This is a genomic window from Caballeronia glebae, from assembly GCF_001545035.1.
GTDB lineage: Bacteria > Pseudomonadota > Gammaproteobacteria > Burkholderiales > Burkholderiaceae > Caballeronia > Caballeronia glebae.
Map to the genome: position 1 here is coordinate 20,503 of NZ_FCOJ02000031.1, position 24,930 is coordinate 45,432.

At 61.0% G+C, this 24,930-nt stretch carries 30 protein-coding genes and 1 pseudogene; 25 read left to right on the plus strand and 6 right to left on the minus strand.

Features of this window, described 5'->3' with window-relative positions:
• Window positions 1-113: 113 nt before the first annotated feature.
• From AWB82_RS20805 to AWB82_RS20855, 9 genes are all read left to right on the plus strand, one after another.
• Complete coding sequence (locus AWB82_RS20805; RefSeq protein ID WP_086970571.1) at window positions 114-368, plus strand: type II toxin-antitoxin system Phd/YefM family antitoxin; 255 nt, start codon at window positions 114-116, stop codon at window positions 366-368.
• A gap of 62 nt (window positions 369-430) precedes the next feature.
• On the plus strand, window positions 431-814 hold the full coding sequence (locus tag AWB82_RS20810; protein WP_407643026.1) for a type II toxin-antitoxin system VapC family toxin: 384 nt from the start codon (window positions 431-433) through the stop codon (window positions 812-814).
• Between the two features lie 419 nt (window positions 815-1,233).
• A complete protein-coding gene (locus tag AWB82_RS20815; protein WP_086970573.1) occupies window positions 1,234-3,204 on the plus strand; it encodes a site-specific integrase in 1,971 nt (656 codons plus the stop codon).
• 69 nt (window positions 3,205-3,273) lie between these two features.
• Window positions 3,274-3,555: an RNA chaperone Hfq gene (gene hfq, locus AWB82_RS20820; protein WP_086970575.1), complete on the plus strand. Its 282-nt coding sequence runs from the start codon at window positions 3,274-3,276 to the stop codon at window positions 3,553-3,555.
• A gap of 2,314 nt (window positions 3,556-5,869) precedes the next feature.
• Complete coding sequence (locus AWB82_RS20835) at window positions 5,870-6,268, plus strand: response regulator (RefSeq protein WP_407643022.1); 399 nt, start codon at window positions 5,870-5,872, stop codon at window positions 6,266-6,268.
• 247 nt (window positions 6,269-6,515) lie between these two features.
• Entirely contained in the window at window positions 6,516-6,827 is a 312-nt protein-coding gene (locus AWB82_RS20840; protein ID WP_086970584.1) for a hypothetical protein, read from the plus strand.
• A gap of 151 nt (window positions 6,828-6,978) precedes the next feature.
• The gene (locus tag AWB82_RS20845; protein WP_086970687.1) at window positions 6,979-7,548 is read left to right on the plus strand and encodes a low affinity iron permease family protein; all 570 of its coding nucleotides are present in this window, start codon (window positions 6,979-6,981) and stop codon (window positions 7,546-7,548) included.
• Between the two features lie 257 nt (window positions 7,549-7,805).
• Window positions 7,806-8,609 (plus strand): alpha/beta fold hydrolase, encoded by an 804-nt coding sequence (locus AWB82_RS20850; protein WP_086970586.1) that lies wholly within the window; start codon window positions 7,806-7,808, stop codon window positions 8,607-8,609.
• A gap of 2 nt (window positions 8,610-8,611) precedes the next feature.
• A complete protein-coding gene (locus AWB82_RS20855) occupies window positions 8,612-10,192 on the plus strand; it encodes a hybrid sensor histidine kinase/response regulator (protein WP_086970588.1) in 1,581 nt (526 codons plus the stop codon).
• 596 nt (window positions 10,193-10,788) lie between these two features.
• Here the strand turns inward: AWB82_RS20855 and AWB82_RS20860 are convergent.
• From AWB82_RS20860 to AWB82_RS39200, 3 genes are all read right to left on the minus strand, one after another.
• Entirely contained in the window at window positions 10,789-11,061 is a 273-nt protein-coding gene (locus AWB82_RS20860; RefSeq protein ID WP_086970590.1) for a hypothetical protein, read from the minus strand.
• 1,058 nt (window positions 11,062-12,119) lie between these two features.
• Window positions 12,120-12,476, minus strand: a complete 357-nt coding sequence (locus AWB82_RS20865; RefSeq protein WP_159462606.1) for a response regulator — start codon at window positions 12,474-12,476, stop codon at window positions 12,120-12,122.
• Between the two features lie 323 nt (window positions 12,477-12,799).
• Window positions 12,800-13,042 (minus strand): ATP-binding protein, encoded by a 243-nt coding sequence (locus AWB82_RS39200; RefSeq protein ID WP_407643027.1) that lies wholly within the window; start codon window positions 13,040-13,042, stop codon window positions 12,800-12,802.
• On the opposite strand from AWB82_RS39200, the pseudogene AWB82_RS20870 reads away from it, so the two are divergent.
• A pseudogene (locus AWB82_RS20870) lies at window positions 12,986-13,227 on the plus strand (PRC-barrel domain-containing protein); the annotation flags it as partial. The gene AWB82_RS39200 and the pseudogene AWB82_RS20870 sit on opposite strands and share 57 nt — an antisense overlap.
• Window positions 13,228-13,264: 37 nt before the next feature.
• Here the strand turns inward: AWB82_RS20870 and AWB82_RS20875 are convergent.
• Entirely contained in the window at window positions 13,265-13,591 is a 327-nt protein-coding gene (locus AWB82_RS20875; RefSeq protein WP_235023376.1) for a CsbD family protein, read from the minus strand.
• A gap of 417 nt (window positions 13,592-14,008) precedes the next feature.
• On the opposite strand from AWB82_RS20875, the gene AWB82_RS20880 reads away from it, so the two are divergent.
• Window positions 14,009-14,758, plus strand: coding sequence for a glycosyltransferase (locus AWB82_RS20880; RefSeq protein WP_086970594.1), 750 nt, complete (start codon window positions 14,009-14,011; stop codon window positions 14,756-14,758).
• Between the two features lie 13 nt (window positions 14,759-14,771).
• Window positions 14,772-15,434, plus strand: a complete 663-nt coding sequence (locus AWB82_RS20885; protein WP_086970596.1) for an HAD family hydrolase — start codon at window positions 14,772-14,774, stop codon at window positions 15,432-15,434.
• 166 nt (window positions 15,435-15,600) lie between these two features.
• Here AWB82_RS20885 and AWB82_RS20890 read toward each other — a convergent pair whose 3' ends face one another.
• Together AWB82_RS20890 and AWB82_RS20895 are read right to left on the minus strand one after the other, a co-directional pair.
• Window positions 15,601-15,903 carry a hypothetical protein gene (locus tag AWB82_RS20890; RefSeq protein ID WP_086970598.1) on the minus strand — a complete coding sequence of 101 codons (303 nt, stop codon included), beginning with the start codon at window positions 15,901-15,903 and terminating at the stop codon, window positions 15,601-15,603.
• Entirely contained in the window at window positions 15,900-16,346 is a 447-nt protein-coding gene (locus AWB82_RS20895) for a phage holin family protein (RefSeq protein WP_235023377.1), read from the minus strand. The genes AWB82_RS20890 and AWB82_RS20895 overlap by 4 nt, the downstream gene beginning before the upstream one ends.
• 631 nt (window positions 16,347-16,977) lie before the next feature.
• Here AWB82_RS20895 and AWB82_RS20900 point away from each other — a divergent pair.
• The 13 genes from AWB82_RS20900 (at window position 16,978) to AWB82_RS20965 (ending at window position 24,890) form a co-directional block, all read left to right on the plus strand.
• Window positions 16,978-17,532 (plus strand): hypothetical protein, encoded by a 555-nt coding sequence (locus tag AWB82_RS20900; RefSeq protein ID WP_086970602.1) that lies wholly within the window; start codon window positions 16,978-16,980, stop codon window positions 17,530-17,532.
• A gap of 469 nt (window positions 17,533-18,001) precedes the next feature.
• Window positions 18,002-18,697, plus strand: coding sequence for a hypothetical protein (locus AWB82_RS20905; RefSeq protein WP_235023378.1), 696 nt, complete (start codon window positions 18,002-18,004; stop codon window positions 18,695-18,697).
• The gene (locus tag AWB82_RS38995) at window positions 18,690-19,976 is read left to right on the plus strand and encodes a phage integrase family protein (RefSeq protein ID WP_235023379.1); all 1,287 of its coding nucleotides are present in this window, start codon (window positions 18,690-18,692) and stop codon (window positions 19,974-19,976) included. Before AWB82_RS20905 ends, AWB82_RS38995 begins: the two co-directional genes overlap by 8 nt.
• On the plus strand, window positions 19,904-20,746 hold the full coding sequence (locus tag AWB82_RS39000) for a tyrosine-type recombinase/integrase (protein WP_235023380.1): 843 nt from the start codon (window positions 19,904-19,906) through the stop codon (window positions 20,744-20,746). Before AWB82_RS38995 ends, AWB82_RS39000 begins: the two co-directional genes overlap by 73 nt.
• Before the next feature lie 260 nt (window positions 20,747-21,006).
• Window positions 21,007-21,270 carry a type II toxin-antitoxin system VapB family antitoxin gene (gene vapB / locus AWB82_RS20920; RefSeq protein WP_086970693.1) on the plus strand — a complete coding sequence of 88 codons (264 nt, stop codon included), beginning with the start codon at window positions 21,007-21,009 and terminating at the stop codon, window positions 21,268-21,270.
• Window positions 21,267-21,683 carry a type II toxin-antitoxin system VapC family toxin gene (locus tag AWB82_RS20925; protein WP_086970604.1) on the plus strand — a complete coding sequence of 139 codons (417 nt, stop codon included), beginning with the start codon at window positions 21,267-21,269 and terminating at the stop codon, window positions 21,681-21,683. Before vapB ends, AWB82_RS20925 begins: the two co-directional genes overlap by 4 nt.
• Before the next feature lie 36 nt (window positions 21,684-21,719).
• Window positions 21,720-22,010 carry a DUF2471 family protein gene (locus AWB82_RS20930; protein WP_086970606.1) on the plus strand — a complete coding sequence of 97 codons (291 nt, stop codon included), beginning with the start codon at window positions 21,720-21,722 and terminating at the stop codon, window positions 22,008-22,010.
• Between the two features lie 29 nt (window positions 22,011-22,039).
• A complete protein-coding gene (locus AWB82_RS20935) occupies window positions 22,040-22,315 on the plus strand; it encodes a hypothetical protein (RefSeq protein ID WP_235023381.1) in 276 nt (91 codons plus the stop codon).
• Window positions 22,316-22,361: 46 nt separating this feature from the next.
• Window positions 22,362-22,541 carry a hypothetical protein gene (locus AWB82_RS20940; protein ID WP_086970610.1) on the plus strand — a complete coding sequence of 60 codons (180 nt, stop codon included), beginning with the start codon at window positions 22,362-22,364 and terminating at the stop codon, window positions 22,539-22,541.
• Between the two features lie 25 nt (window positions 22,542-22,566).
• A complete protein-coding gene (locus tag AWB82_RS20945; protein ID WP_086970611.1) occupies window positions 22,567-22,803 on the plus strand; it encodes a hypothetical protein in 237 nt (78 codons plus the stop codon).
• A 49-nt stretch (window positions 22,804-22,852) separates the two neighbouring features.
• Window positions 22,853-23,296, plus strand: coding sequence for a hypothetical protein (locus AWB82_RS20950; protein ID WP_086970613.1), 444 nt, complete (start codon window positions 22,853-22,855; stop codon window positions 23,294-23,296).
• A gap of 709 nt (window positions 23,297-24,005) precedes the next feature.
• A complete protein-coding gene (locus tag AWB82_RS20960) occupies window positions 24,006-24,332 on the plus strand; it encodes a hypothetical protein (RefSeq protein WP_086970617.1) in 327 nt (108 codons plus the stop codon).
• Window positions 24,333-24,338: 6 nt separating this feature from the next.
• The gene (locus AWB82_RS20965) at window positions 24,339-24,890 is read left to right on the plus strand and encodes a restriction endonuclease (protein ID WP_086970619.1); all 552 of its coding nucleotides are present in this window, start codon (window positions 24,339-24,341) and stop codon (window positions 24,888-24,890) included.
• The last annotated feature ends 40 nt before the right edge of the window (window positions 24,891-24,930 follow it).

Below are 24,930 nucleotides of genomic sequence, written 5' to 3' on the forward strand. Positions count from 1 at the left end.
TTTAATGGCTAAAATGGAAGAACATCGCTTTTACGTCTCACTTGCGCCTGGAAAAGGGCCCGTGGAAGCCGTGGAATACGTAAAATACGTATCGTCCTGACTCGAGAACGATCATGCACACCATCACCGCTACCGACCTGGCGCGACAAACCCGCCAAATCCTTGATGCCGTCGCGCGCAACGGCGAGACCGTGATCATTGAGCGCAACAACACACCGGTCGCACGCTTGGTCCCGCCCGAATTCATCATGACGGCGGCTCAGGCGCTCGCGGATCTGCCCACGACGCTGACGCCGAATCAGGCGCAGGCCTGGACCGATGACAGCCGAGCCGATTTCAACGACGCCGTGCGGGATCCGTGGGCGTGACGCAGGCCCTGACCGCAGCCGTGAACGTAGGCTCGAACGCGGGCGTCATTCTCGACAGTTGTATCTGGGTCGCGCTCGCTGCGAATACGCTCGAGCGCCAGACGGTGATCGATCTGGCCGGCGCGGCGCCCGTCTTCATCTCGGTGATCTCGCTGGGCGAACTCGGCTTCGGTGTGCAGGCGTGTATTGACCCGGTCGAGCGGGCCGGGCGTGCGGCGTACCTTCAACAGCTCGAGCGGCGGCCGATTCTCGAGGTGTCACGGCATACCGCCGCGGCCTTTGGCGTACTCGCCGCCGCCGTCAAACAATCGGGCCGTTCGCCACGGCCGCGGTACAACGACCTGTGGCTCGCCGCCCAAGCGATCGAACACGGCTACGCGCTGATGACTTTGAATGGCGCCGACTTCGCTGATCTGCCGGGGCTTCGCCTCGTCGTGCCCGAGTAATACCGTGGCGTCCAGCCTAGCCGATACAACCCCGCTGTCGGTAGTCGAATGGTCACCGGCATGGGCGAAGCTGTGCGTGCCGGCGTTGGTCCGCATGGGGGTGGGTTCCGCGGAGGTCCGTTCGGTGCCGCTGCAGGCAGGCGCCATCGACAGTTCGCCGGAATGCCATGCCGTGGTCGAACGGATCCCGTCGGACGCCGCCCTTCGGCCGATGTCGTTGTCAATATCAGCGCCGCTGGCGTGGCGCCTGCGCGCGCAGGGGGACGGCGTGAAGGACCGGCGGCGACACGAACACAGACGACACACGCGCCCTTATCGCCCGTATCGGCTCACCGTCCCCTCCCGCAAAAGCTCACCGCATCGAGCCAAGCGTTGGAACGCGTTCGGGTTCGCGCCTTCGTACGGAAGGGCGTCTCACCATGGCTAATCAACCGCAACAGCTCACGCTGCCGCCGCCGCGCACCTATACGCGCACCGACTTCACCGCGCTGCGTGCGTTCGTGCAGCGCTTGCCCGTCGCCACCATCGCGCGGCTGTACTACGACCCCGAGCGCTCGCCGCACGCGGCCAGTGCCGATGCGATGGAGCGGTTTTTGGGCGCGATGCGCGACGACCTGGTCCATCTTGCGCTGCTGCATGGCTCGTCGGTCCTGGCCGATCACCTGAAGGCATCGATCAAACAGCACGGCAGCGCGAAGCTCACCGCGATGACCTTGCGCATGGTCGAGCAGGCGTCGACCCTGGCGGCGGCCGTGCCACTCGCCTCGCACCCGGTGCACCTGTGGTTTCGGCCGCTGATCGCGCAACGGCTGAGCGGGGAGGGGATCGGCACGCTCGGCGCCTTGATCGATTACTCCAATGCGCGCGGCGGCAGCTGGTGGCGCTCGGTGCCGCGCATCGGCGCGTTGCGCGCGCGGACGATCGTCGCGTGGCTGCGGCGGCATGAAGCGACGCTCGGCGTGACAGTCGCCGCCGACGTCGACACCACGTCGTTGGTGCCGGCCAGTGCGAGCGAAGGGAAGGGAGACGAGCGTGTCATTGTCATCGGCGGCGATCCGAGCGAACCGCGCCTCGCGCCCTTCGAGCACTTGGTCGTGCCTGCAGCGTTGTCCGGCGCGACGGGCGTCAATCGAGCGGCCAACTTCGCTTTCGTCCGCGCCGAACACGACCTGGCAGCGGTGCACGCATATCTACACCGCTATCGCGATCGGCCGACGACCTTGCGGGCCTACACGCGTGAGCTCGAGCGACTGATTCTCTGGAGCGTCGTGGTTCGGCAAAAAGCGCTGTCGTCGCTCACGGTCGAGGACTGCGAGGCGTACAAAGACTTCTTGAAGGCGCCGTTGCCATCTTTCGTGGGGCCCAAGCGACCGCGCACCAGCGGCCGCTGGCGCCCGTTCGTCCCCGAAGGTTTATCGGCCGACAGTCAGGCGTACGCGGTGCGCGTGCTGCGCGCGGCCTTTGCGTGGCTGGTCGAGGTCCGGTATCTAGCCGGCAACCCGTGGAGTGCAGTGCATGAACCGGCGACCGTGACGCGGGAGCTGTCGGTGCAAGTGCACCGGGCGCTGCCGGCCAGACTATGGGCTCAGGTGCGCAAGGCGCTCGATGCGCGTTGCGAAGCTTTCGGTGGGGTGGATCCGCAAGACGATGACGAGCTCAGGCAGTGGCGCGCCGCGCGCGCGGCGATTTTGCTGATGGGCGATTCCGGGTTGCGGCGTGCGGAAGTTGCGCTCGCGCGTCGAGAAGACCTGCGGAGCGCTGAGGTGCCCGAGGAGGGGCGAACGTCGCGCCGCACCGCGTCGGGTTCGACCACGCACACGACGCCGGGCGGGACAACGCAGGCCAAGCCCATGGGCTTGGCGGAACCCGGCCGTGGAGCTTCATCAGTGTGGACGCTCAGCATCATTGGCAAGCGTCGCAAGCAGCGCACGGTGCCGGTGAGCGGGGCGACGATCGGCGCCCTGCGGGCACACTGGGACGACCGGGGGCGCGACTTCGACGCCCCACGCGCTGACGGACCGCTGATCGCGCCGCAGTGGATTCCGGGTACGCGCGCCGCGCTTGATCGGCACGACGTGAACGCGGAAGACGTGCCGTACACCGTCGATGCCCTGGGACGGCTCGTGCGCATGGCGGTGCATCGCTTGAGCGCGCAGACCGCTGCGCTGGCCGACTTCAGCGCGGACGACCTGGTGCAACTGGCGAACACGTCGGCGCACGCTTTTCGGCATACGTTCGGCACGCGCGCCGTTGCGCGCGAGATGCCGACCGATGTGGTGCAGGCGATCCTCGGACACGCGTCGTTGCAGACCACGTCGATTTATGTGCGGGCGGAGCGACGGCGCATGCTCGAGGCCGCCGCGCGCTACTATGACGAGGACGAGCAATAGAGGCTGCGTCGTTCGGCGGGCAATGAACCACGGAGCCGTTGGCGAGATAAGCGACTGGGATGTGCCATCATGCTCACCGATGCGAACGACATCCAAGCTGACTTCCTAAATGCCCTCATGCGCGAACGGAAAGTCGTTTGGGTATTTCTGGTGAACGGGATCAAACTGACCGGTCAGTTGATCTCGTTTGACAAATACGTTCTTGCATTGGAGTCGCCGACGGGCATCCAGACCGTCTATAAAAGCGCCGTGTCGACCGTCTGCGAATCACACTTTGTAGAGAAGCCACGAACGAGAGATCGGCCGGCGACGCCGCATGAGCGTCAACCTGCCAGGGGACACGAGCGGTAGTGGAGGCTCCTGGGAGTGGATCTCAAAATACAGGAGCGGCGTGCAGGAAATAGGGCGAACCCCTGCACGCCGAACCGGCAATTCGGCTGGGTCAAGCAGCCGACGACGGTTACCGTCAGTATCGCCGGGCGGCTCGCAATCACAGAGCGGTACCGCACACTTTTCGATCAACCTGTCCAACATCACAGGCGCGGGCCTTAGACTATCCGCCCGCGGAGCCCGTGCACGATTTTCCGCAGTGGATTCGTACGAGACGCGCGAGTGTCCTTCTGACGACAGTGCCCACGCGCTCGTTCAGATGTAGGTGAATCAGACCGTACCGGCTATGAAGAGTTCTTCGGGGCGTGGACGCGGTGGCCGCTTCATCTTGCATCAGGCTGCGGTAGCCTCGAGAGAACCGCGAGGGGTTCTTCCTGCCTGCCGCACCGCTCGCTCGTCGCGTGGGCGCCACGACCCAGGCCCGCGATTCTTCTGCATCATGGCGCGTTAAAATCTGGCGGTAGGCCGCCATCGAAGTCCGACGGCTTCATGAAACTATGAAGCACGCACCTCAACCCTGTCCGGGCACATACCGGTTTCACGAATCGCCTGCTCCACCTCCGTAGGCGAGGCACACCCCGAAAGCCAACCAAGATCCTCGTTGCCGATCATTAGTCGCCCCGCCCATTGTCCGTTCGGCGTTTGATAGATTCGAAGGATAAGGGGTTCAAACGAATCTTTCATGGGCCTCTCTCCATGCGCCGTAGCGGCTCTGGCTTATGTATGAAGAAAGTAGCTGAACCTGATTCATATGTCCAGGGTCCTGTCGAGCCTCACGAATTCGTGGAAGGCCGTCAACGATCCGGTGATGATCAAGCGGGAGCGGCGATCAAGATCGAGCGCCTTACCGGCTGAGCTGCGGCGCAAGCTGCGTGGTGAACTCGATGCGGGCCGGCCGAAGCGGGGGCGCGCCGGGCTGCGAATCAGCCTCTGGCGTGCAGTGGCCCGATGGCCAGGAAGTCAAAAACTCCGACCGACGCCGTCGTCGGACGGTGATGGATTGGTGGGCAATCGCGCGGGCGAACCAACTTAACTACCACCCGAACTTCGATGATGTCGCGCAGACATTCGTGAAGAGCCAACCGAGCGATCGGGTCAGCTGTGCTGGACCAGGGAAACCGCTACGCGCGAGCCAGCAGCAAGAGAACCGGATCTTGCAAGCCATCGCCGAGCGGGGCTATAAGCCCAGATGTCTTCCCCAAACCGTCCGGGCAGAAATCAGGGCATGCCTGCTGGTTGGATGCCTCACAAGCAACGCCTTTGGAAAGGCACGGGGTCAATTGCGCGACGGCAAACAGATTGCGTATGAGATCGACGAGCCCCCAAAATAGCTGACGACGGTTAGCACATCGAAGGCATTCCGCGGGGCAAGCCGTCGCTCAACGGCCGGCGCGGGTTCGAACTTCCGGGAGGCCCGCTGCTCAACATACTCAGAACCGAAATATGGCCAGGTATTGCCAGGGCGCCGCGTTTCTGCCATCTATCACACGCGAAGACACGGCGCTGCTGTCCGGATCCTCGTTCTCAATGAGGATGGTCGATTCGTCTCGTTAGGTGCCTGCGCGTTTTTGCCAACGAAGACGGCGCGGTGGATTTGCGGTTCGCGTCGCGACCGTGTTCATTGACGGCGACGAACTGCTGTCGCTTCTCGCGATAACGATAAGCACCCAAACCACGTCGTCGTGGGAGTAGGACCGGCGTTTTCGAAAAGAGGTGGGCAAAGGGTCCGCTGTAACCCAGATCAACGTCTTGCCCGGCGCGAGGAGGTAGCGGCGGCGCCCGGTTCACGGCTGTGATCTGATGGTTGCTGCGCCACACTTCCGCTCAATCGGCTGAAGGAAGGAGTTTGGCTCCGAGGCACGTTGGATGCTTGCGTAAAGCTACGAAGCGCAATTTACGAGACAGCCATGAATTCCATCCGGACTCTGTTAAGCGTCGTGCTTTTTGCTGCGAGCGCGGGCGCAATAGCACAAAACACTTCCAACGCTCCGTCACCAGCGACTCAGCGCGGCACGCCGACAGGCCAAGCAGCTCAGCCTGCCCCAACCGGCGGGAGCAGCGCCCCCACGCTGATGCAGCAACGGGAGAAGGGCATGTCGCCGGACGGCGCGTCGGGGCCGGACGCGAACGCGAAGGCGACAGGCAAGATAAAGCAATAAACCGCTCCACCTGCGCGCTAGGATGAACCGCTAGGCAGACAGCCGCAGCGAGGCGGCGCCTAGGAACTGACGCAGCGCAATCCGCGCAAAGCGGCGAAGGGGTATGGATGGCTTCCGTGTTGCTCGTCGATGACGACATGGGATGGCTGGGTTCGCTTGGCGTCGCGATCGCGGCGGAAGGTTATGTCGTCCGAACCGCGAGTGACGGCAAGCACGCGCTAGCGCTTGCGAAAGCTGCACCGCCGGACGTTGTCGTGACCGACTGTGCGATGCCCGGCCTTAATGGCGTGGGATTAATCCGGGTGATGCTCGCTGAGCCGAAACTTGCACACATCCCGGTAATTCTCATCTCCGATTCTCGACGACGCCCGAGCGTCCGGTGTGCCTGCTTCATGAGCAAGCCGTTCCCCGTGCTTGCGCTGCTTCGTCAGTTGAAAGTGGTCGAGAGACGGCAACCTGGGAGCCAGCATTCAATGCTGAGGGCTGCTGTCAGCCGTTTCACACGCATACGTTAGGACAGGACATCTACTCCGTCAGGCCCGCGACCGGCCATGGCTAGGACACCGCCGCGGCACCTTGCGCGTGCGCGCATGCGCGCATGCGCGCTACGGGCGTTGATCGCGCCGCAGTGGATCCCGTGCACGCGCGTCGTGCTTCGTCGGCACGACGTCCACCCATAGCCGTTCATTGCTCCTGGGGGTGCGCAAGCGATCGAGGTACGCCTTTTGCATCGCTCGTCTGCTTGCAACCCGGACGACCAACATGAAGGCCACCATAATCGCTCACGAATCTCCTCCTGCGGACGCATCGGTGGAGATTCACCGATTCAAATTCCTGCTGGACGACGGTACTACGTCTCCAATTGCGGAGACCATCTCTCTGCGCACAGCACGGGTGATTGTGGAGAACCTGGAGGACGGCAACGCTTTCATCAAGATGCTTCGAACGATTGTGAAGGCACAGCCGGCCGAGTACGACGACTTGGTCGGTCGGATCTTTCCCGATCATTACAAACATTCTTCCAATGGCGGACATCCGACGCGGGGATGTGACGGCACGTCCCCGATCTCATAGCTTCATAGACCGGTAATGCGTGAGAGGGCCGACGTCTTTTCTTGGTTTTCACCGTGATGCCCTCGGTTTCCTAGTCGGGATCACCATCTCGCTAGTAGAGGTGACCGCGGCGACTCGGGTCTATCGGACTCAGACTTAATGGAGGCCCATGATGAATGAAAAAGCCCCCTTTCCCGACGCCGCGCCCATGGACACCGTCCCTTCGACGTCCAGTCCAGGCTATGCGAAAGCGCATCGTGTCACGCGAGCGTTCGATGCCTTCGCGAGCGCCGTCACGCGCTGGGCGGGGTCGCCCGTCGCATTCGGGGTGGCCGTCATTGCCATCGTGGTATGGCTCGTGTCCGGTCCCGTCTTCAAGTTTTCCGATGGGTGGCAACTGGTCATCAACACCGGCACGACGATCATCACCTTTCTGATGGTGTTTCTCATCCAGCAGAGCGCGAACAAGGACAGCGTCGCCCTTCACTTGAAGCTGAACGAACTGCTCGCCTCCAACAAGCGGGCAAGCAACCAGCTGATCGGCATCGAGGACGCGACTGAAGATGAGTTGCGCGAGCTCGCCGCCGCCTATCTGCAACTGGCGGAGGAGCGGAATTGCGATGGCACCCAGGCATTGCGCGTCGACGACGGTGCGGCCGCGGAAATTGCGCGCCGTCTAGCGAATGCCCAGGCGAGGACCACGGACAAGCACGCAGGGGGCGAACGCGTCGACGCGAAATAAGGCGGAAATTGGCCGGACTCACCCCGTCGACTTCGCTTCTTGATGTTTGCGACAGGTGAAACTGAAGCGAGTTGCCATGCGTCGGCGGGTGCACTGTCCGACGCACGAGAAACCGCCAGATTCGCGAGAACAATTCATCGTGGTCCTCGTACGTGCTTTCTGAGCAGCCTGCTCAGGGTGATATTGTGTCAAATATGCCGGACCGATCTCCGCCACGTAAGTCGTCGCGCGCCCGCCACCTTCTGCCTTCTTCTCAAATGAACGTCATCAAGCGCAATAACCTGCACGTCGTCGGCGATGGCCCGATGACAATGGTTTTCTCTCACGGCTTCGGTTGCGACCAGTCGATGTGGCGGTATGTTGCGCCGACATTCGAGAGTCGATACCGGACGGTGTTGTTCGATCTCGTTGGAAGCGGCGGGTCGCATCTTGCAAGCTATGATTTTGCGAAGTACAGCTCGCTGAACGGCTATGTGGACGACATACTTGAGATACTCGCTGAAGTCGAGGCACCGCCGGTCGTCTTCGTGGGCCACTCGGTCAGCGCGATGATCGGCATGCTTGCGGCGATCAAAGCGCCGGAGCGATTCGCCGCCAACGTGATGGTCGGGCCGTCACCGTCGTTTATTAACGATGGTGCATACCCGGGCGGTTTTGCGCGCGCGGACATCGAGGAATTGCTCGAAACGTTGGAGAACAATTTTCTGGGCTGGTCCAGCACGATGGCGCCCGCGATCATGGGCGCGCCCGAACAGCCGCAACTCAGTGAAGAGCTCGTCAACAGCTTCTGCCGGACCGATCCCGAGATCGCGCGACATTTTGCGCGCGTGACCTTCCTGGCCGATCATCGCGCGGAGATGTCACGTGTCACGACGCCGACGCTGATTGTGCAGTCCAATGACGATTTCCTAGCGCCGGTTTCCGTCGGAGAGTACATGCACCGACATATCCCGGGCAGCCGCCTCGCCATCGTCAAGAATATTGGACATTGCCCGCACTTGAGCGCTCCGGGCGCCAGCGTCGACGCCATCGAGTCTTTCCTGCATGAGACAGGACTCTGATCATGCATGAGCTGCACCGAAGCGTATCCGACTTCAGAGCAGCGTATGACCGCGCGCCCTGCGGGCTTTTTACGGCGACGGCAGGCGGGAAAATCCTCCAAGCGAACCGAACGTTTTGTGAATGGCTCGGATTCTCAGCAACAGAGCTGGTTGGGCACCGCACCTTTCTCGACCTGCTGACGATGGGCGGAAAGATTTTTCTCCAAACCCATCTCTCGCCGCTGCTGCAGGTGCAGCGCTCCGTGGCGGAAGTCAAACTCGATATGCGTCGCCAGGATGGGGCGGTCGTCCCGATGATGGTGAACGTGTGCCGGGTGACCGAAGGCGGTGTTGAGCTTGACGAGTTCGCCGTCATGGTCATGGGCGACCGGCATAAATACGAGCGCGAGCTGGTCGCCGCACGGAGCCGCTCAGACGAAGCCCTGAAAGCCAAGGAGACGGCGGAACTTGCGCTGAAACTCGCCGACCGTCGTAAGGACGAATTTCTCGCGACGCTCGCTCACGAGCTCCGCACGCCCTTCAGTGCGATGCGTTCAGCCATCGACCTGCTTTCGCGTCAGCCGAGCTTATCGGCTGACACGGTTTGGCCGTTGGAGATGCTCGATCGGCAACTCGATCAAGCCACGCGCCTCGCTGATGATCTGTTAGACGTCTCTCGCATCGCCGAAGGAAAGATCGAGATCAAAAAAACGCGCGTCGAGATCGGCGCGATCATTCATGAGGTCGTTGAAAGCACCCGCGCTCGCCAGGCTGGGTCTGAGTCCTCGCACGAGTTCGACGTACGCCTTCCAGATGGTCCCCTTTTCCTGTCAGCGGATTCGGTTCGGCTCGCACAGATCGTTCAAAACCTGCTCAACAACGCTTTCCGTTATACGCCATCGGGCGGAAAGATCGGGCTCTTGGTGACCCGGCAGGGCGACGACGTCGTGATCACCGTAGGCGACAGCGGCATCGGCATCTCGCATGAGGACCTGACGACGATTTTTACTATGTTTGCGCAGGTCCCGTCGGGCCACGGACGTTCGAAGGACGGTCTTGGCATCGGCCTGGCGCTCGTACGGGCGCTCGTCCAACTTCACGACGGGCAGTTGACAGCAGCAAGCGAAGGACCGGGAAAAGGAAGCACATTTGAAGTTCGGCTTCCGGCCCTCCGTGCTGACCACGCTTCGTCGGTGGAAGAGACCCGTCTCTCCGCGGCCAATCAATCGCTTTCAGCGCCATCGAAACAGCGCCGGGTGCTGGTAGTGGACGACAGCGAAGATGCCGCAGCCAGTCTCGCGCTCTTGCTTCAAGCGGAAGGCCATACAGTGGAAACAGCGAGCTGTGGCCTGGATGCTCTACGCTTGGAGGATGCGTTCCATCCCGATGCGGTTATTCTGGACCTTGGCTTACCCGATATCGATGGGACGGAGGTGGCGCGAAGGATCCGCTCCAGGCGCGGATCGGACGTGATGCTTATCGCGCTCACAGGGTGGCAGGCAGAGGTAGAGCTGAACCCGGAAGAAAATCCCCTCGACGCCTACTTCGTCAAGCCGGCGAACATCAGCGAGCTTCTCGACAAGCTAGCGAACAAGACAAAGTAACCCTCGCGTCTTTCGGTGGTGCACGACTTGCTGATTCCGCGCGCGCAATCCGGATTGCTTGAGCACAAGCGGCTCGGCGCAGTCGCCGCCGGTGTTCGTGCACCGTCAACTGTACGCCTTCTCCGAGCCGCTGGTCTGGAAACGGCCTCACTACCGTAAGCACACCACATGACGGTCTGGAAGACCACACGCCTTTGGGGGAAGCTCCAAAGTAGCTATAGCGCCGCTCGAGATAATGATTATACGGCTATCGTTCGTACGACAGATCAAATCCCGCGAGGTCTTGTCGTCGTGTGGGATACAACCAATTGCTGCTGCGAACTCACAAAGCGAACCGTCGCACCATCGAGTTCTGCGCGCGCAATGGTTTCCGTCCGGACAGTCACCTATCCAGCGTCTCTTGTAAGGTTGACCGAAGCTCATTCAAAAAGGCACTCACGACTCCGATCGCGCAGTTCACGTAGTGGGCAGCGGTGCATCCGGAGGGACCAGTTCGCGACAGAGGCTCCGATCACGCGGCTCGCCGACTGTGCCTGCGATTCGGATCGGCAGATCAGTGTGCAAGTGCCGTGGGTTGCGTCGCGGCGGCGGGTGGACTAACGACCGCCCAAGCGACCATAAATCACTTCATGCAGCTTGAACATCGCGATCTTCAGCTCGCCTGCTTCGATGAGCGAACGAGCGGTAAGGATAAGATCGGCGTCGAAGGGATCAGGAGCGACGACCTGTTCGGCTTCGCTCGTGAGCCGGAGTACGTCCGCCTCGAGCAAGTCGAGGTAACTGCCCGTCCCGTACCGGTTGAGCTCATTGATGAGCATGGTCCAGCGATCAATCAGATGATTCACCGTTTGCTGGGAAAGGCTTTCCATGAATGCTCCCCGTTGGGCGACAGCTGGTTTAGCGAACCGTAACGGGCGGTCCAAGCCGGAAACGATGTCGTTAGGTGGGGCGCACTGGTTGCCTTGGATCTGGCGGTGCTGACTAGTCAAGTGCAGTATAGGCGTTCTGGCAAAGCCGCTCGCGAGGTGTCACGTGGACGGCCACGCGAATATGCTCTGGCTAGGGAGACGGCCGCTCACTGCGGTGAAAGCGCTCAAGCCGGTCCGCGGCGGCAGACGGATCGCGCAGGCTGACCGAGGCGAGCTGCAGAGCGTGCAGTTGAACAGTCCGTTCGCGCAGCGAGGCCCTCTGCGCGCCGATCAGCCAGCGACTCTCAGGGGTTCCGATGCCTCGTGGCGTCAGCCAAAAATCGCCCCTGACCGGCAATCGTCGCCCGGCGAGCCCCGCGATGTTGCAGGGCGACAAAGCTCACTTATTTCAGGTGCTTAGGGAGTTACTGCCCGGGTTGTTCACAGGCTTTTCAACCGAATCTGTGGATAAGTTCAGTCGTGAGTCCCAACCTCAGACGCTTTTGGTCGGCGTGAAATTCAAGCGGTTACCGCGGGTCGCGCTCGCAGATCGTTCCACTTGCCGCTTTTCCGCTCGAAAAGAAAGACATCGCTGTCAACGACGTGCAACGCGTGCGGTAAGACTATCGTGGACGCTCCTGACCTCATTGACACATAATGTTAGTGATCCAAATAATTGCGACCATTGGGATGGAGTTTCAGCTACGACCCCGCCGGGTCTACACTTCAGGCGTCACGGCGGTGCTCGCATAGAACGGCTTCAACGTCGGCGCGGCCATTGCCTTCCCTTGCCGTCTCCCGCGCATAATGCCGACATGACCAGCGTAGACCGATCTCTTTAGGTGCCGAAATGATCGTGATGACAGTGGTCCTGTTGCTTCTCGGTGGAGCGCTCGTCGTTTATCTCAATGACCGGAGCGGCGAGGACAGTGGTCGACGGGGAAAAGGGGCGCGCGCTGAGGAAGCAGACAGACTCCTGAAAAGACGCGTGAACGACACGTGAACTTCCAGGACTGGCGCTAAAGCGCGCTGCCTCGCCCCCGCACGGTCGATGGCGCGACGTGCTCAATCAGGGCGAGGAGCGACCGGATCGAATCGCCTTTCCGGCAAAACGCGTCGATCTGCGCTTCTCTGCCCCGCTCGATTACCTCCGCCTCGTCCAAGGAGGTGTACGCGATGATCGGTACGTTTGCGAAGCGGCCTGAGCCGCGCATCGCCGAGGCCACGGCAAAGCCGTCACTGTCTGGCATTTCGATGTTGAGGATGACGACGTGCGGCGTCCACGCAGGTTCCGTTCGAAAGGCGGCATGTCCCCCCAACCGCGACAATCGTGCGGAAGCCTTCAGTGGCGAGCGCAGCGGCCAAGGCTTCGGCACCCGCGCTGTCATCGTCGACGATGAGCACGGCAATCGGCGGCGTAACGCCCGCAAACGGACGAGCGTTCCATAACCCGGGAGGCGCAGCGACGCTGGGCGACATGACGGTGGGCGACATGCGTTTGAATGGGGAAGTCATGCTTTCCCTGCCAGCAACGGGTATGCCCTCGCTTGGTTTGTTCGCCGGTGTGAGCCGCGGGCCAAATTAGCGGTAGGTGCCTGGGTCGAAGGAAACGTTTTCAGCTCCCGCGAAATCAGCTGCCGTCAATCAGCTGCCGTCAACGCAGTGTGCGACGCCGGATGCGCCACCAAAAAGAAGTGGACTACTGAGTTGGTGGCGGGTGCTGGACCGGCTGTTGCACGTTGGCGTTTCTCGGTAAAACGACTTCAAGCACCGTCCTTCGATTGTCTGACTCGACCGTGATGTCTTCGTTGTGAGAGGCGATGATCTGTTTGACGATAAAAAGGCCAAGCCCCAGGCCTGGGCGCGAGGTGGAACCTGCAGCCCTCTGCTTGAAGGGCCGGGGCCGGAAATCATGGCAGCCGCTACGCTGGATGGCAACCAGGTTCGCTCATGGACGGCGAAGATATCGGCAAAATTTCGGACATCATGCTCGACGTGCGGGGCGGACGGTTCGCCTACGCTGTGCTGTCCGAAGGCGGTTTTCTCGGTATGGGCACCAAGCTCCACGCCATTCCATGGAGCGCCTTGACGCTCGATACCGCAGAAAAGTGTTTCCGCGTCGGTCTCGCGATGCTTTGACGGTGCTGCAGTCCGTAGTCTCGCGTTAATATCGGTCATCGCCCCGATACCGTTTTGGGTAAGAACGTGGGGGCGCTGAATTCGCGGTTGCCCAAATCGCACCCAGCAGGAAACCTAATCCAGCGGCCACTGCAAGCGCGGTCAGCGGACTATCAACGGTCTTGTCTCGTACGATTTCCGTCGTATCGGCGTAAAGCTGCTGCGCCTTGCCGCCGAGTTCGCGCGCCTTGCCGACCGCCTGCGTGCCCGTCTTCGCCAGCAACTCACCGGCCGCGTCCTGCACCTTACCGGCAGCGTCCTGCACCGTGCCGGCAACTTCCTTGACGTTTCCTTCTGTTGTATTTGAGTCCATTTTCGCTCCCTGATGACGTTAGAGATGGGAGGACGTTCTGCTGCGCTAATTGCCGGTCGCCGGTCCGCCGCCCGTTAATCGTGCAAATCGTGTTCCTGGTCAGAGCTGAGGCTTCCTGAAGGCACGAGCTGGCCTCGACACGGGGTCGGCATCCGTGCAACCTCAACGATGTAGCTGCGATCTCCGGGGGCTGCGCGTGCGCTCGAGCATTCCCTCCAAGCGTTCAATCGAGTTGGCCAGAAAGTTTGCGCATGCCTGGCCTGCTGAGACATGGGCTCGGCTCAGGCAAGCTGATTGCTAGGTCGAGTTCGATGAGGCGGGTAAGCCGGCCGGATTCATTCGGCGCGCGTTCGCGATCGGTCGAACTTCCGCCCACGGCCCTGCAGCAGCTGTTAATAAAAAACGAAAAGGAAGACTATGCTCGGCGTCGTGATCCCTGCGCACAATGAAGCTGCCCTTATCGCACGATGCCTTCATTCCATTCGAATCGCCGCTTCGCATCCGCGCCTCGGTGGCGAGCGCGTGCTGATGGTGGTGGTCGCCGACGGCTGCAGCGATTTCACCGAAGCGATCGCGGTATCAAGCGGGGCGCTCGTCCTTAGCACGTCCGAGCGCAACGTTGGCAGTGCACGCGACCTCGGGGCGCGCACCGCCATCGCCCACGAAGCGCGATGGCGTGCTTTCACGGACGCCGACACGACCGTACACGCGGACTGGCTCGTGCAGCAACTCGAGTGTGCGACGGACGCGGTGTGTGGGGTGATCACGGTCTCCGATTGGACGGGCCACCAAGCCGAGACAAGAGCCGACTTTCTCGCGACGTACCGCGATGTGGAGGGACATCGCCATGTGCATGGTGCCAATCTCGGACTGTCCGCGGCCGCTTACGAAGCCACTGGCGGATTTCAGCCACTCGCCTTCAACGAGGACGTTGCACTTGTCCATGCGCTCACGGAGAACGGCTTCGCCATCGCCCGGACCAACAAGGTGCGTGTCGACACCAGCGCGCGAACGCTATCCCGCACACCGCAGGGCTTCGGTGCCACCTTGCGCGCGGTATCGGAAAGGCTCAAGGTGAGCCGGCGGGAATCGTCAAGCGACGCGCGCGGGAGCGAGCCGATGCTCGGCGCGCCACGAAGCACCGCCACACCGCTTAAAGGTATCTGAATAGGAGCGTCACATGTCCAAATCCGCGATCTTTGACGTTGATGGAACCTTGATCGATTCCGTCGATCTGCATGCGCTCGCTTGGCACGAGGCATTCGTCCAATTTGGCCACAACGTGACTTTCGAGCAGGCTCGCAGCCAGGTCGGCAAAGGCGGTGACAATCTCCTTCCAGAGTTCCTCACTCCGCGGCAGATCGATGAATGTGGCCCCGCGCTCGAAGAGTGGCGCGGCAAGCACTTCAAAAGCGTCTATCTGCCACTCGTTCGCCCCTTCTCCGCGGTGCCGGCCTTGCTGCAGCGAATGCGAGCCAATGGCATCAAGCTCGCGGTCGCTTCCTCAGCAAAAAAGGACGAGCTCGATGCCTATCTGCAGATTGCAGAGGTCGCAGACATTTTTGACGCGATCGTTTCTTCAGAGGATGTTCAGAGTTCCAAGCCGGCACCCGATGTCTTTGAGATGGCAATACACAAGCTTGGCGTCTCTCCGTCCGATGCGATCGCTATCGGCGACTCGCCGTACGACGCGCAAGCTGCAACATGCGCTGGCTTACGGGCGTTGGGCTTGTTGTCTGGCGGATTCGCCGAAGAGGCGCTGCGGGAGGCGGGTTGCACGGCGATTTATACTGGGCCTGGCGGTCTTTTGGCGTGCCTCGACACTTCGGTGTTTGGACTGTGACGAAGCTGTTGAGCACGTATCACCGCCGCGAAAGTGGTCGACAGCGGCCGCTCAGACGAGCTTTGGAGCCTGGCGCAGCCCCAACTTGCGAGCGTGCCCGAAGTAGGCATCGATGAAACGAGCATCGTCGATGGTGACGCCACCATTCCGAGGTGACGACGAAAAGTCAGTTGCGCAGCGCATCGAGCACCACGTCGACCACCCGATGGGTCGACGCGCTCAATCCCGCTCCGACTGCCGTCTGCACCGTGCGACGCAGCCCGAGGATGGCGACGCCGACGAGCGCAAGCGCGACCAATTCCGCGTTGGGTGTGCGCAGGAACCACGGTGCGGCACGCGTGGTGGCCGGCAATGTGCGCGGCACGCGCGTGACGCTGACGGGTTCGCTTGCGATACGTGCGGCGATGAGCTCCGCGCGTGATTCCGCCATGCGCGCGAGCACGGCTTCCTGGGCTTCAGCGTGCTTCATTGCGCCGCCTCCCTGATGGCGTCGACGTCTCGACGCAACTCTTCGCGCAGCAAACGGAACGGTTCAGCGGGCTTGCGCGACAGCATGACGATCATAGCGATCACCGCAACCGCGAACCACGCACCCGCCACGCACCACGCCGTCAGCACGAGATGCGGCGTGCCGGCCGCTGTGACGATCACCGCGATCGACACGAAAGACAGTGTGAACAGCAGGCCAATCGTGAGCCCGATGAGGGCGACCACTTCATGCAGTACGCGTTTCTTCGTCTCAGCGAGTTCGATTGGAATCAGTTCGCCGTAATCAACGAGCCGTCCCGTGCAGAAATGGCTGATCTTGCGCCATTTGGCGATTTTTCTCTGGATTGTCATCCTTGCCCTCCAGCGCGTTGCCGTCCAGACGTGGGTCTGGGCGGTACTAAAGAGCAGCGAGCGTGCCAGCACTTATGGAGGGCTCTGCAGAACGCGGTTTCAAATGCCTGCGCACTGTGCAGGCGTTGGGCGGAGCTTTCTCGCTCAGCACGGTCTGCCAATGACAGAGGTGATGGGCCCGCACTTTGTGACCTCTCATTGAGAAGGCGGGAGGGAGCTCAACCTGCGGCGTGGCTTACGCTCTGCGCAGCGCCTTGCGCATCATCCATGAATTTCGCAATGCAAATAATGTGGTGATCTGAGCGGTGTTCTTCGCCAGCGCCCGTTATCGCGTCCATCCGTTTCGAATTCTCAAGCGACAGTTTGTTACTTGAAGCTGTAAGGCCGAAGCTAATCGTTCCCAGTTTTGCCGGCCTTCGAGACAAGCTCGGTACCGGCTTGGGCGCCGCTTCGTGAGACTTCGGTCAACGCCTTGCTTTCTTTCGCAGCGCTAGCGAGTCGTGTCTGCCTCGCCGTTCTCCGTTCACATTCAACAGTTCATCGATCGCAGGGATGCCAAAGACGCTTATGGGACGCTCCCGCACTTATTCCGCCGCTATTACTCCCGCCGCCCCAATCGTCCCGTACGAATTTTTGCACACAGCAGGTCGGGGAATGCAACGTGCTTTTAATACCGGCCATCCATCACGAGCCGAGGTCCGCGATGCACGACGACGAGTTCATGTTCGAGCGTCTGCTGATCCTGCCGATCGGCGCCGCGCTGGTGCTCTCGGATAATGTATCTAAACTCGGTGCCGAGCAGGCCATCAAGACGGCGATGAGGCGCGCCCCCAATTTCCGCTTCGCGATCGGGGAACACGTCGCCCATCCGCACGACGGAGAAGAGATTCGCTACGTGCGCATCGAACGCCTGACCGACGCAGACGGCACGGACGAGTGTGAGGGCGGTCCGCATCCCCAAACGTCACGAATGCGGACTGAAATCACCGAGTCGGAGACGCCTGAGGAGTCGGATTACCGGCTTGTTAAGATTCGTACCGAGGGCGAGACCTGGTGCGGCATCTGCGAAGTGTTTTATCGGAACGGCGAGCCATATGCGCGCACCGAAGACTTCGTACCGCTCGCGTGGGAGATTGATGACGACAGGCAAGGCGCGAAGCTGCTTGAGCTTATGCGTACAGCGTTAGAGAAGCCGGTGTTAGACGGCAATATCCTACCGTCTAGCGAAACCCGACCAAAGCAAATGATTCAAGGCTGATCCGGTGCGCTCGATGCACACGGCGCGTTGCAGACGGCGATGCTTCGGCGATCGTGACCCAGAAACGTCGAGCCACGTTCACCCGTTGAAGCACATACAGCCTCGGGGCCGAGCCACTTCTCAGCAAGATCGGCAAGCCATAGCACTTCGTTTTGCATGCAATCCTCCGCGCACCGGCCGCGCGGCGATAATTCCGTGGGCTCACTAGCTTGGCGACTCAGCGATTCGACCAGCAGCGAGCGGAAGGCAAAGCTTCGCAAAACTCGCGAGCACCGACATCCCTTCGCTCCATCGACGGCCCAAGCTGCGGAGCTTTCGGGCCGAATCGACGTTGACCCCAACGCAAGCTGCAACGCCGCGATCATAGTCGGGTTCTATGAAATTCCAAGCCTGATAGTGGCTATTATCGGGATAGCGTTTGCAGGGGTAGAATTCGATAATTCACATTTACAACACCGGGGAGAGGGCCGTGGAACATGGTTTTCCGCCAGATGACCGCAACACCGACCACGAACCGGATGATTCGCGCGATGGGCTGAATGGCGCGTCGAAGCACGCATCGCACGACGCCTTGCCAGCAGACGCACGCTGGCCCAGCGAGGCGCCAACGGCCACCGTCGCGCAGGCGGTGCTCGCGGTGGATGCCGCGATCACCCTCAAGCGCCGGGCCGCCGCCGCGTGGCTGACCGCGCACGGCGATGCGGTGCCGCTGCTACCGGTGAAACCCTCCCGGCTCGAGCTGGCGGTGGTGATCGCGCTCGCAGAAAGCTATGGCGCCGCGCTCAGTGCGGCGCCGCGCTTCCTGCCGGTGCTCGACTTCATCGCGGATGTCGGCGCGGTGAAGCTGGTGCAGCGGGTCATGTACGGCGCGCGGCCGACCACTCACTTCGATGTCACCGCGCACGCCGCAGAGAATGCTCGGCTGGCGGAACTGCTGCGCGAGGCCCGCCCGGCGTTCGAGTTTCTGTGTGCGACGTGGCCCGAGGCGTTCATGGCGCAGGCGAGCGAGGCGCTCGCGCAACTCGGCCTGCCCCGGCTGCGCACCCCGGCGTCGCCGTCGACGAACGGTCAAAGAGGCGGCCGCGGCGAACCAATCGATGAGTCGGACGACGGGCCAGGCGACGAGCCCGGCGACGAGCTCGATGAGGAGGGGGGCGATGCCTGAGCGCGCGCGTGTGGCGACGGCGTCGTCCCCGGAAAAGCTCACCGCAAAAAAGGGACGTCACCCGGAAAGGCTCACCGAGGAACTCACCCTCGAGCGCCGCTACACGACCAAGGATTTCACCGCGCTGCGTGCCTATGTGCAGCGCATCCCGTCCGCGGTGATCGCACGCACCTACTACGACCCCGACGCCGATGCGCACGCGGCGACGCCCGGCGCGATGGAGCGGCATCTCACCACGATGCTCGACGCCCTGGTCGCGCTGGCGCTCGCGCACGGTTCGACCGCGCTCGCGGAACACCTGCGCGCGTCGATCAAGCAGCACGGGCGCCCGTTGCTCACGGCCGTGACCTTCCGCATGGTGACCGAGGCGGCGCAACTGGCCGCGCTGCCGCCGCGGGCCGATCACGCGATCGGTGCGTGGCTGCGCCCGCGTGTAGCGCGGCGTCTCAAAGGCGAGGGCATCAAGACGCTCGGCGAACTGGTCGCGTTCTGTAATCGACGCGGCGGCAGCTGGTGGCGCTCGATTCCGCGCATTGGCCCAGGCCGGGCGCGCGCGATCGTCAGTTGGCTCCGCAAGCAGCAGGCATCCCTGCAACTAACGATCGAATCCGACGTCGACTCCGAACAGCGGGACGGCATTCCGTTGATCGCGGCCGAACTCGTTGAAATCGCGCCAGCCGCCAAGGTGACGGGAAGCGGCCCAGGCAGCAGTCCAAGCAGCCCAGAGTCTGCAAGCCGGCTGACCTTGGCCCCGCTCGAGCGTGTCGCGGTGCCGCACGCGCTCTCCGGCGCCGATGGTCCGTACCGCGGCGAAAACCGCGCGACCGCGTTCTGCTATATCCAGGCGAACCACGATCTCGATGCGGTGCGCGCGTATCTGAACCGCTATCGCGATCAGCCAAAAACCTTGCGTGCCTACACCAAGGAGCTCGAGCGCTTCCTGTTGTGGGCGGTGGTGCTGCGCGGCAAGGCGCTGAGCGACCTGCGCGTCGACGACTGTGAGGCCTACAAAGACTTTCTGAAAAACCCGGACCCGCGCTTCGTCGGTGAGCGTTTTCCGCGGCACTCGCCTCGCTGGCGACCCTTCGCCTTGCCCAAGTCTTCTGTCGCGGGTGACGACAAGGCTTCGCTGTCGGCGACGCTTCACCCGAATCGCAGCGCTATACCGTTCGGGTACTGCGTACCGCATTCGCCTGGTGGGTCGATGTGCGCTATCTGGGCGGCAACCCGTGGAAGGCGGTCAACGATCCGATGGTGGTCAAGCGCGAGCGGCCGATGAAAATCGAGCGCGCCTTGCCGGCCGATCTGTGGCGCAAGCTGCGTGGTGAACTCGATGTGCGCTCAGCAGAAGAGAGCGGGACTACGGCCCCTGCACAGTGGCGGGCCGTGCGTGCAGCGATCCTGCTGATGGGTGACTCGGGCCTGCGGCGTGAAGAAGCCGCGAGCGCCCGGCGCGAGGATCTGCGGCCGTCATCGTACGGGACGCTCGAGCGACCCGTGTGGGAGCTGACCCTCGTCGGCAAGGGGCAGCGCGAACGCACGGTGCCGGTGAGCGCCGCGACGCTGAACGCGTTGCGCGCGCATTGGGCCGACCGGGGGCAGGATTTTGACGGCGCAACCGGAAAAGAAAAACAGAGCGGGCCGCTGCTGAGCCCCGTTGTCATTCCGTGGACTGACGCGTCACGCCGGCGGCATCGACCCGGGCAGAGTGCGGAAAGCGGGGACGGACAGCCTGCGAAGGAAGCAGGCTACACCGCCGACGGACTGAACCGGCTGATCAGTCGGATGGTCACCGAACTGGTCAAGACGATGGATGGGTTGAGCCTTGATGAACGGGTGAGGCTCGGGCAGTCGAATGCGCATGCGTTTCGCCACACCTTCGGCACCCAATCGGTCGCCGACGAAGTGCCGGTGGATGTTGTACAGAAGGTGCTGGGCCATGCATCGCTGCAGACCACGACCATCTACGTCCAGGCCGAGAAGCAACGCGTCGTCGAGGAAGTGGCGCGCTATTACGCGAGTATCTCAGTACTTCGGACGGCGACATGACAGCCCGATTGGGCGCGGCATTTCGATAGGTTGCGCAGCGGTTGCCGCCGCGGTGACAAGCAACACGCACCCAAGCAGACTTGTTGCGGCGGAGCCGCGACTGACGTTTCAGCCCAAGACTTGGTAGGAGCAGTAGCGGCAGTCTTGGGGCTGGATTAAAGAGGAATGGCGCTCACGCCGATAACAGACATATGTTCGCGTATGCACATTGACATATGGCAACATATGCGTACAATGGAAGGAGCATCAAGGGGGTAACTATGCGTACCGTTTCCATTTTCAAAAACAACGCCAATCAGGCGGTTCGTATCCCAAAGGATATGCAGTACGAGGGCGTGACCGAACTAGAGATTCGCCGCGAAGGCGACACGATCATCCTGCGTCCCGCACGCCCTAACTGGACGTCGTTTGCACAAGAGCCGTTGGCGGATGCAGATTTCCTCTCCGAGCGCCCCGCCGTGATTGACTCTGGCCGATTCGACTTGAGCGATGCGGAAGAGGACGCACAGGAGGCGGGCAAGTGACGCAGTTGTACATGCTCGACACGAATATCTGTTCGTTCGTCATGCGCGAGCGCCCCACTGCGCTTTTGGAGCATCTGCAAGCATGTGTTGACGCTCAGGAGCGTATCGTTATATCGGCTATTACGTATGCTGAAATGCGGTTCGGTTCGATTGGCAAGAAAGCGTCGCCAAAGCACGCAGGGATGGTATCTGGTTTCGTAGCAAGGCTTGATGGTGTGTTGCCTTGGGATTCTGCTGCGGTCGATGCGACGACAAGAATACGGGTTGAGCTCGCAAAGCTCGGCACACCGATAGGCGATAACGACTCCGCGATCGCGGGACACGCTATCAGCGCCGGTGCCGTGGTCGTTACCAACAACGTGCGCGAATTTATGCGCGTGCCTGATCTTCGCTATGAAGATTGGACGCATTGAGCGAACTCGATTCACACGGGAAAACTCGGAGAGACGATGGACCAATTACTCGCTGCCGATGCGGCTGTAAAGGAAGCGGTGCCCGCGCTTGTGAATCGATATCGGGTTGCTGGAGTGCTGACGTGGGCGATCCTTCACCAGATCGAAGCAGACGTTCTAGCCGAAGTCGCCGCGACCGGCGAGCACAGTCACCGAGTGCTGAACATGTTGCGTGCGTCGCCGGCGCTCGAGTATCCGAAGGACGACCGGCCCGTGTCGTTCGAGGGACATGATTTTGTGCCTCCCGTGTTCGGCGCAGTCGACGATGCCTGGCGCCGGGTCAGCTGACAACGGTAAACAGGGGCGAGCCAATGTCGATGTACGAGGACTTCAACGCTGTTAAGGGAGAACAGGCGCTTAAGGATTTCCTGCACGCCTACGGCTTTCAGGAGATCCCGGCCGCGGCGAAGTGGAACCTCGGCGAGTACGAGATGACCTACCAAGGAACAACGTCTCGTGTTGGGTACCGCTGGCACGACCCGTCACAAGCGTTTTCGGTTCAGCGAGACATTCACAAGGCGCAACTTTGGTCAGTCGGGGCCGCCGGGACCGTGCAAGTTCACGGTAACGTGGAATTCGATGAAGACGCTTAGGAAAACAGCGCTTACCCCACGGAAAGATAGGAAAACGGCAGAGGACATGAATGAGATAAATATCACGGTCAACGGGATGCTTTACACCGGCCGCTTCACGTTGGACAGCAACGTTGTGACAGTTCAATCGGCTTACGGAAAGAAGAGCACGCAGCTTGGCCGTTTGGCGCCTGTGACGGTTGCTGAGATGCTCCTGAGAGAACTCGTTCGCGCATCGATGAGCTGAACGGAAAACGAGGAAGGATGAGATCATGGCGATCATCAATCTGCGTGTGCGACGCGGCCCCTTCTCCGGGAGGGCCGAAGACGGTGCGCGGCTCAACATTGTCGCGGGTGTCTATCAAGCCGACCACGATGGCGATTCGCTGGTATTCGCCGGTGCGGACAAGCGCACCGGCGGAACCATCACGGTCAATCTTCGCGATTACCCAGATATCGGCTCATTCCCAGATTCGATCGAACCCAATTCTCAGATCGAGCTGGCGTAACCAAGGAAAACACGTTTCGCATGCGAGAACCCGGAAAACGGAGAGCGGCGTGGCGACGATCGAGATTTCTGCAATCGAATTCCCCCACTGGAAGAAATGGGCGAATCGAGAACGGCCATCACGAAATTTTGATGTTCCGGTTGGCTTCGGGCTGCTAGGCATCTATGTGCTTGCAACAAGCGAGGTCGATGCGGGCTTGTCGGCCGAAGCCGACAGGGACCTCAACGAGGCAGTGATCTACATCGGAATGTCAGAGCACGTCGAGCGACGATTAGAACAGAGACACGACGCGGTGGATGCGTACAAGCAGCAGTCAGGCGATATTGCGGCAGAAAACCTTCGTTTTACGATCTGGCATTCCGGCGCAGCCAAGGGACAATACGAGCGCAAGGCTCCCGTAGTCGCAGCGGCGACGATAGCCGTATATGAACGTGTGCTCTTGCGCCAGTACGCGGAAAAATTCGGACGGTTGCCGCGATTCAACAAACTGTAGAACGTCACGGAAAACAAGGTGCGAGACGAAATTGTATTCCCCCGAGTGCCGCTCCCGGAGCAATTGACCTACGAGTTTTTAGGCACATTTGCTCGTTGTGAATACGCGTTGAAGTGTTCAGGATTCGCGAAGGGCAGTCAAAAGTCCGTCGAAGCCGACTGGGACAAGTTCGCAACCGATATAGCGTGGCACTTTTCACGCGTGAGGGCGGAAGACTTCAAGGAAGGTGTCGAATATCATGCTCCATGAGCCACCCCGCAAGCAGGTGCTCAGGGATGGACATATTGAGTGGCAAGAATCGGCGCCCGATGCGAACCTCCCGAGGTCGCAGCAGACCCTGTTGATGGTGCGACGAGTTCGAAACAACCTCTTCCACGGAGCGAAGGTCTGGTCGCCCGAGCGCAGCGCCGACCGCGATAGAGACGTACGGCTGGTCTCTTCGGCCTTGATCGTCATCAAAGGGTGCGTGGCGCTCCGCGAAAACGTGCAAGACGCCTTCAGATTTGGCATTTTTTAATGCACGGGACCAGCCTGGGAAAACACATGGCACGTCGCAGATATAAAAAGAGAAGTCAACTAGCCGAAGCAATCAACCGGTTTAGTCCGGGTCAGCAACGGCTTTGGTCGGTTGTCGTTGTGCTGGCCTTTGTCTTTTCGATGGTGATGTACTTCTCTCATTGACAGAGCGGGAAAAAAGAAGGGGTGTTTGATGGGACAAGCGAAACAGCGCGGTACGAAGGATGAACGCATCGCACTAGCGAAGGCAAAGATGGATGCGCTGCGCCCTGAAAAGCTGGTCTGCGGCGCATGCAAAACGGCGTTTAGCGACTTCGATGCGATGGATACTCGAAACATGAAGGGTATCCATGCCGCCTTCGGCGGCACCTGTCCTTCATGCGGTGAAACAGTGCTGGCGTTTAGCGGCGATAAGGATGCGGTTGCAGACGCGATGATTGCGTGGCAGGACGCGATGGGAAGTGAAGGCAAGTTGGGGATGCAGTCGCGCTCGGGCCAACATATTCCGTTCGAAGACTAGGAAAACATGGCAAATAACGAAAGTAAGAAAGCACGGCAATACGAAATCGTGGCCGCAGAGTTACTCAACCGTTTTTGTTCGGACTTGGGATTGGCCCGTGTCGAAGGAAAGCAGAACGTTACTGGGCTCCGAAGTGGGACCGACTGGGAGATTGATGCCAAGGGCGTCGCCGAGGACGGTGTCGCATTCATGGTTATCGAATGCAAACGACACACCACTTCTAACTTACCGCAGGCGATCGTTGCGTCGTTGGCATACTCAATACAGGACACCGGCGCCGACGGCGGATTTATCGTAAGTCCGCTGGACTTGCAATCCGGCGCGAAGAAGGTAGCGGCGGCAAGCAACATTGTGCACGTGCAGTTGCGCGCAGACAGCACACCGCTCGAGTTTGAAATGAAGTTCCTCGATAGGCTGTTCGTTGGATTTCACGATGTCGCAAATCTTTCCATCAGCGAGAGCCTGAGCATAACCGACCACGTACCGTTTTGGTTCAAGCCTGTCAGCATCTTTGGCTTGTCATGCATAACGATGCCTGCGGCAGTTCACATCTGTTGACCATGCCACTCAGCCTGGCGTCTCACCCGCGTCGATGCTC

What these genes read in the sequence shown, in the direction of transcription:
- AWB82_RS20805 (WP_086970571.1), top strand. Translation starts at nt 114, where the DNA reads ATGCACACCATCACCGCTACCGACCTGGCGCGACAAACCCGCCAAATC.
- AWB82_RS20815 (WP_086970573.1), top strand. Translation starts at nt 1,234, where the DNA reads ATGGCTAATCAACCGCAACAGCTCACGCTGCCGCCGCCGCGCACCTAT.
- hfq (WP_086970575.1), top strand. Translation starts at nt 3,274, where the DNA reads ATGCTCACCGATGCGAACGACATCCAAGCTGACTTCCTAAATGCCCTC.
- AWB82_RS20840 (WP_086970584.1), top strand. Translation starts at nt 6,516, where the DNA reads ATGAAGGCCACCATAATCGCTCACGAATCTCCTCCTGCGGACGCATCG.
- AWB82_RS20845 (WP_086970687.1), top strand. Translation starts at nt 6,979, where the DNA reads ATGAATGAAAAAGCCCCCTTTCCCGACGCCGCGCCCATGGACACCGTC.
- AWB82_RS20850 (WP_086970586.1), top strand. Translation starts at nt 7,806, where the DNA reads ATGAACGTCATCAAGCGCAATAACCTGCACGTCGTCGGCGATGGCCCG.
- AWB82_RS20855 (WP_086970588.1), top strand. Translation starts at nt 8,612, where the DNA reads ATGCATGAGCTGCACCGAAGCGTATCCGACTTCAGAGCAGCGTATGAC.
- AWB82_RS20860 (WP_086970590.1), bottom strand. Translation starts at nt 11,061, where the DNA reads ATGGAAAGCCTTTCCCAGCAAACGGTGAATCATCTGATTGATCGCTGG.
- AWB82_RS20875 (WP_235023376.1), bottom strand. Translation starts at nt 13,591, where the DNA reads ATGGACTCAAATACAACAGAAGGAAACGTCAAGGAAGTTGCCGGCACG.
- AWB82_RS20880 (WP_086970594.1), top strand. Translation starts at nt 14,009, where the DNA reads ATGCTCGGCGTCGTGATCCCTGCGCACAATGAAGCTGCCCTTATCGCA.
- AWB82_RS20885 (WP_086970596.1), top strand. Translation starts at nt 14,772, where the DNA reads ATGTCCAAATCCGCGATCTTTGACGTTGATGGAACCTTGATCGATTCC.
- AWB82_RS20890 (WP_086970598.1), bottom strand. Translation starts at nt 15,903, where the DNA reads ATGAAGCACGCTGAAGCCCAGGAAGCCGTGCTCGCGCGCATGGCGGAA.
- AWB82_RS20900 (WP_086970602.1), top strand. Translation starts at nt 16,978, where the DNA reads ATGCACGACGACGAGTTCATGTTCGAGCGTCTGCTGATCCTGCCGATC.
- AWB82_RS38995 (WP_235023379.1), top strand. Translation starts at nt 18,690, where the DNA reads ATGCCTGAGCGCGCGCGTGTGGCGACGGCGTCGTCCCCGGAAAAGCTC.
- vapB (WP_086970693.1), top strand. Translation starts at nt 21,007, where the DNA reads ATGCGTACCGTTTCCATTTTCAAAAACAACGCCAATCAGGCGGTTCGT.
- AWB82_RS20930 (WP_086970606.1), top strand. Translation starts at nt 21,720, where the DNA reads ATGGACCAATTACTCGCTGCCGATGCGGCTGTAAAGGAAGCGGTGCCC.
- AWB82_RS20935 (WP_235023381.1), top strand. Translation starts at nt 22,040, where the DNA reads ATGTACGAGGACTTCAACGCTGTTAAGGGAGAACAGGCGCTTAAGGAT.
- AWB82_RS20940 (WP_086970610.1), top strand. Translation starts at nt 22,362, where the DNA reads ATGAATGAGATAAATATCACGGTCAACGGGATGCTTTACACCGGCCGC.
- AWB82_RS20945 (WP_086970611.1), top strand. Translation starts at nt 22,567, where the DNA reads ATGGCGATCATCAATCTGCGTGTGCGACGCGGCCCCTTCTCCGGGAGG.
- AWB82_RS20960 (WP_086970617.1), top strand. Translation starts at nt 24,006, where the DNA reads ATGGGACAAGCGAAACAGCGCGGTACGAAGGATGAACGCATCGCACTA.
- AWB82_RS20965 (WP_086970619.1), top strand. Translation starts at nt 24,339, where the DNA reads ATGGCAAATAACGAAAGTAAGAAAGCACGGCAATACGAAATCGTGGCC.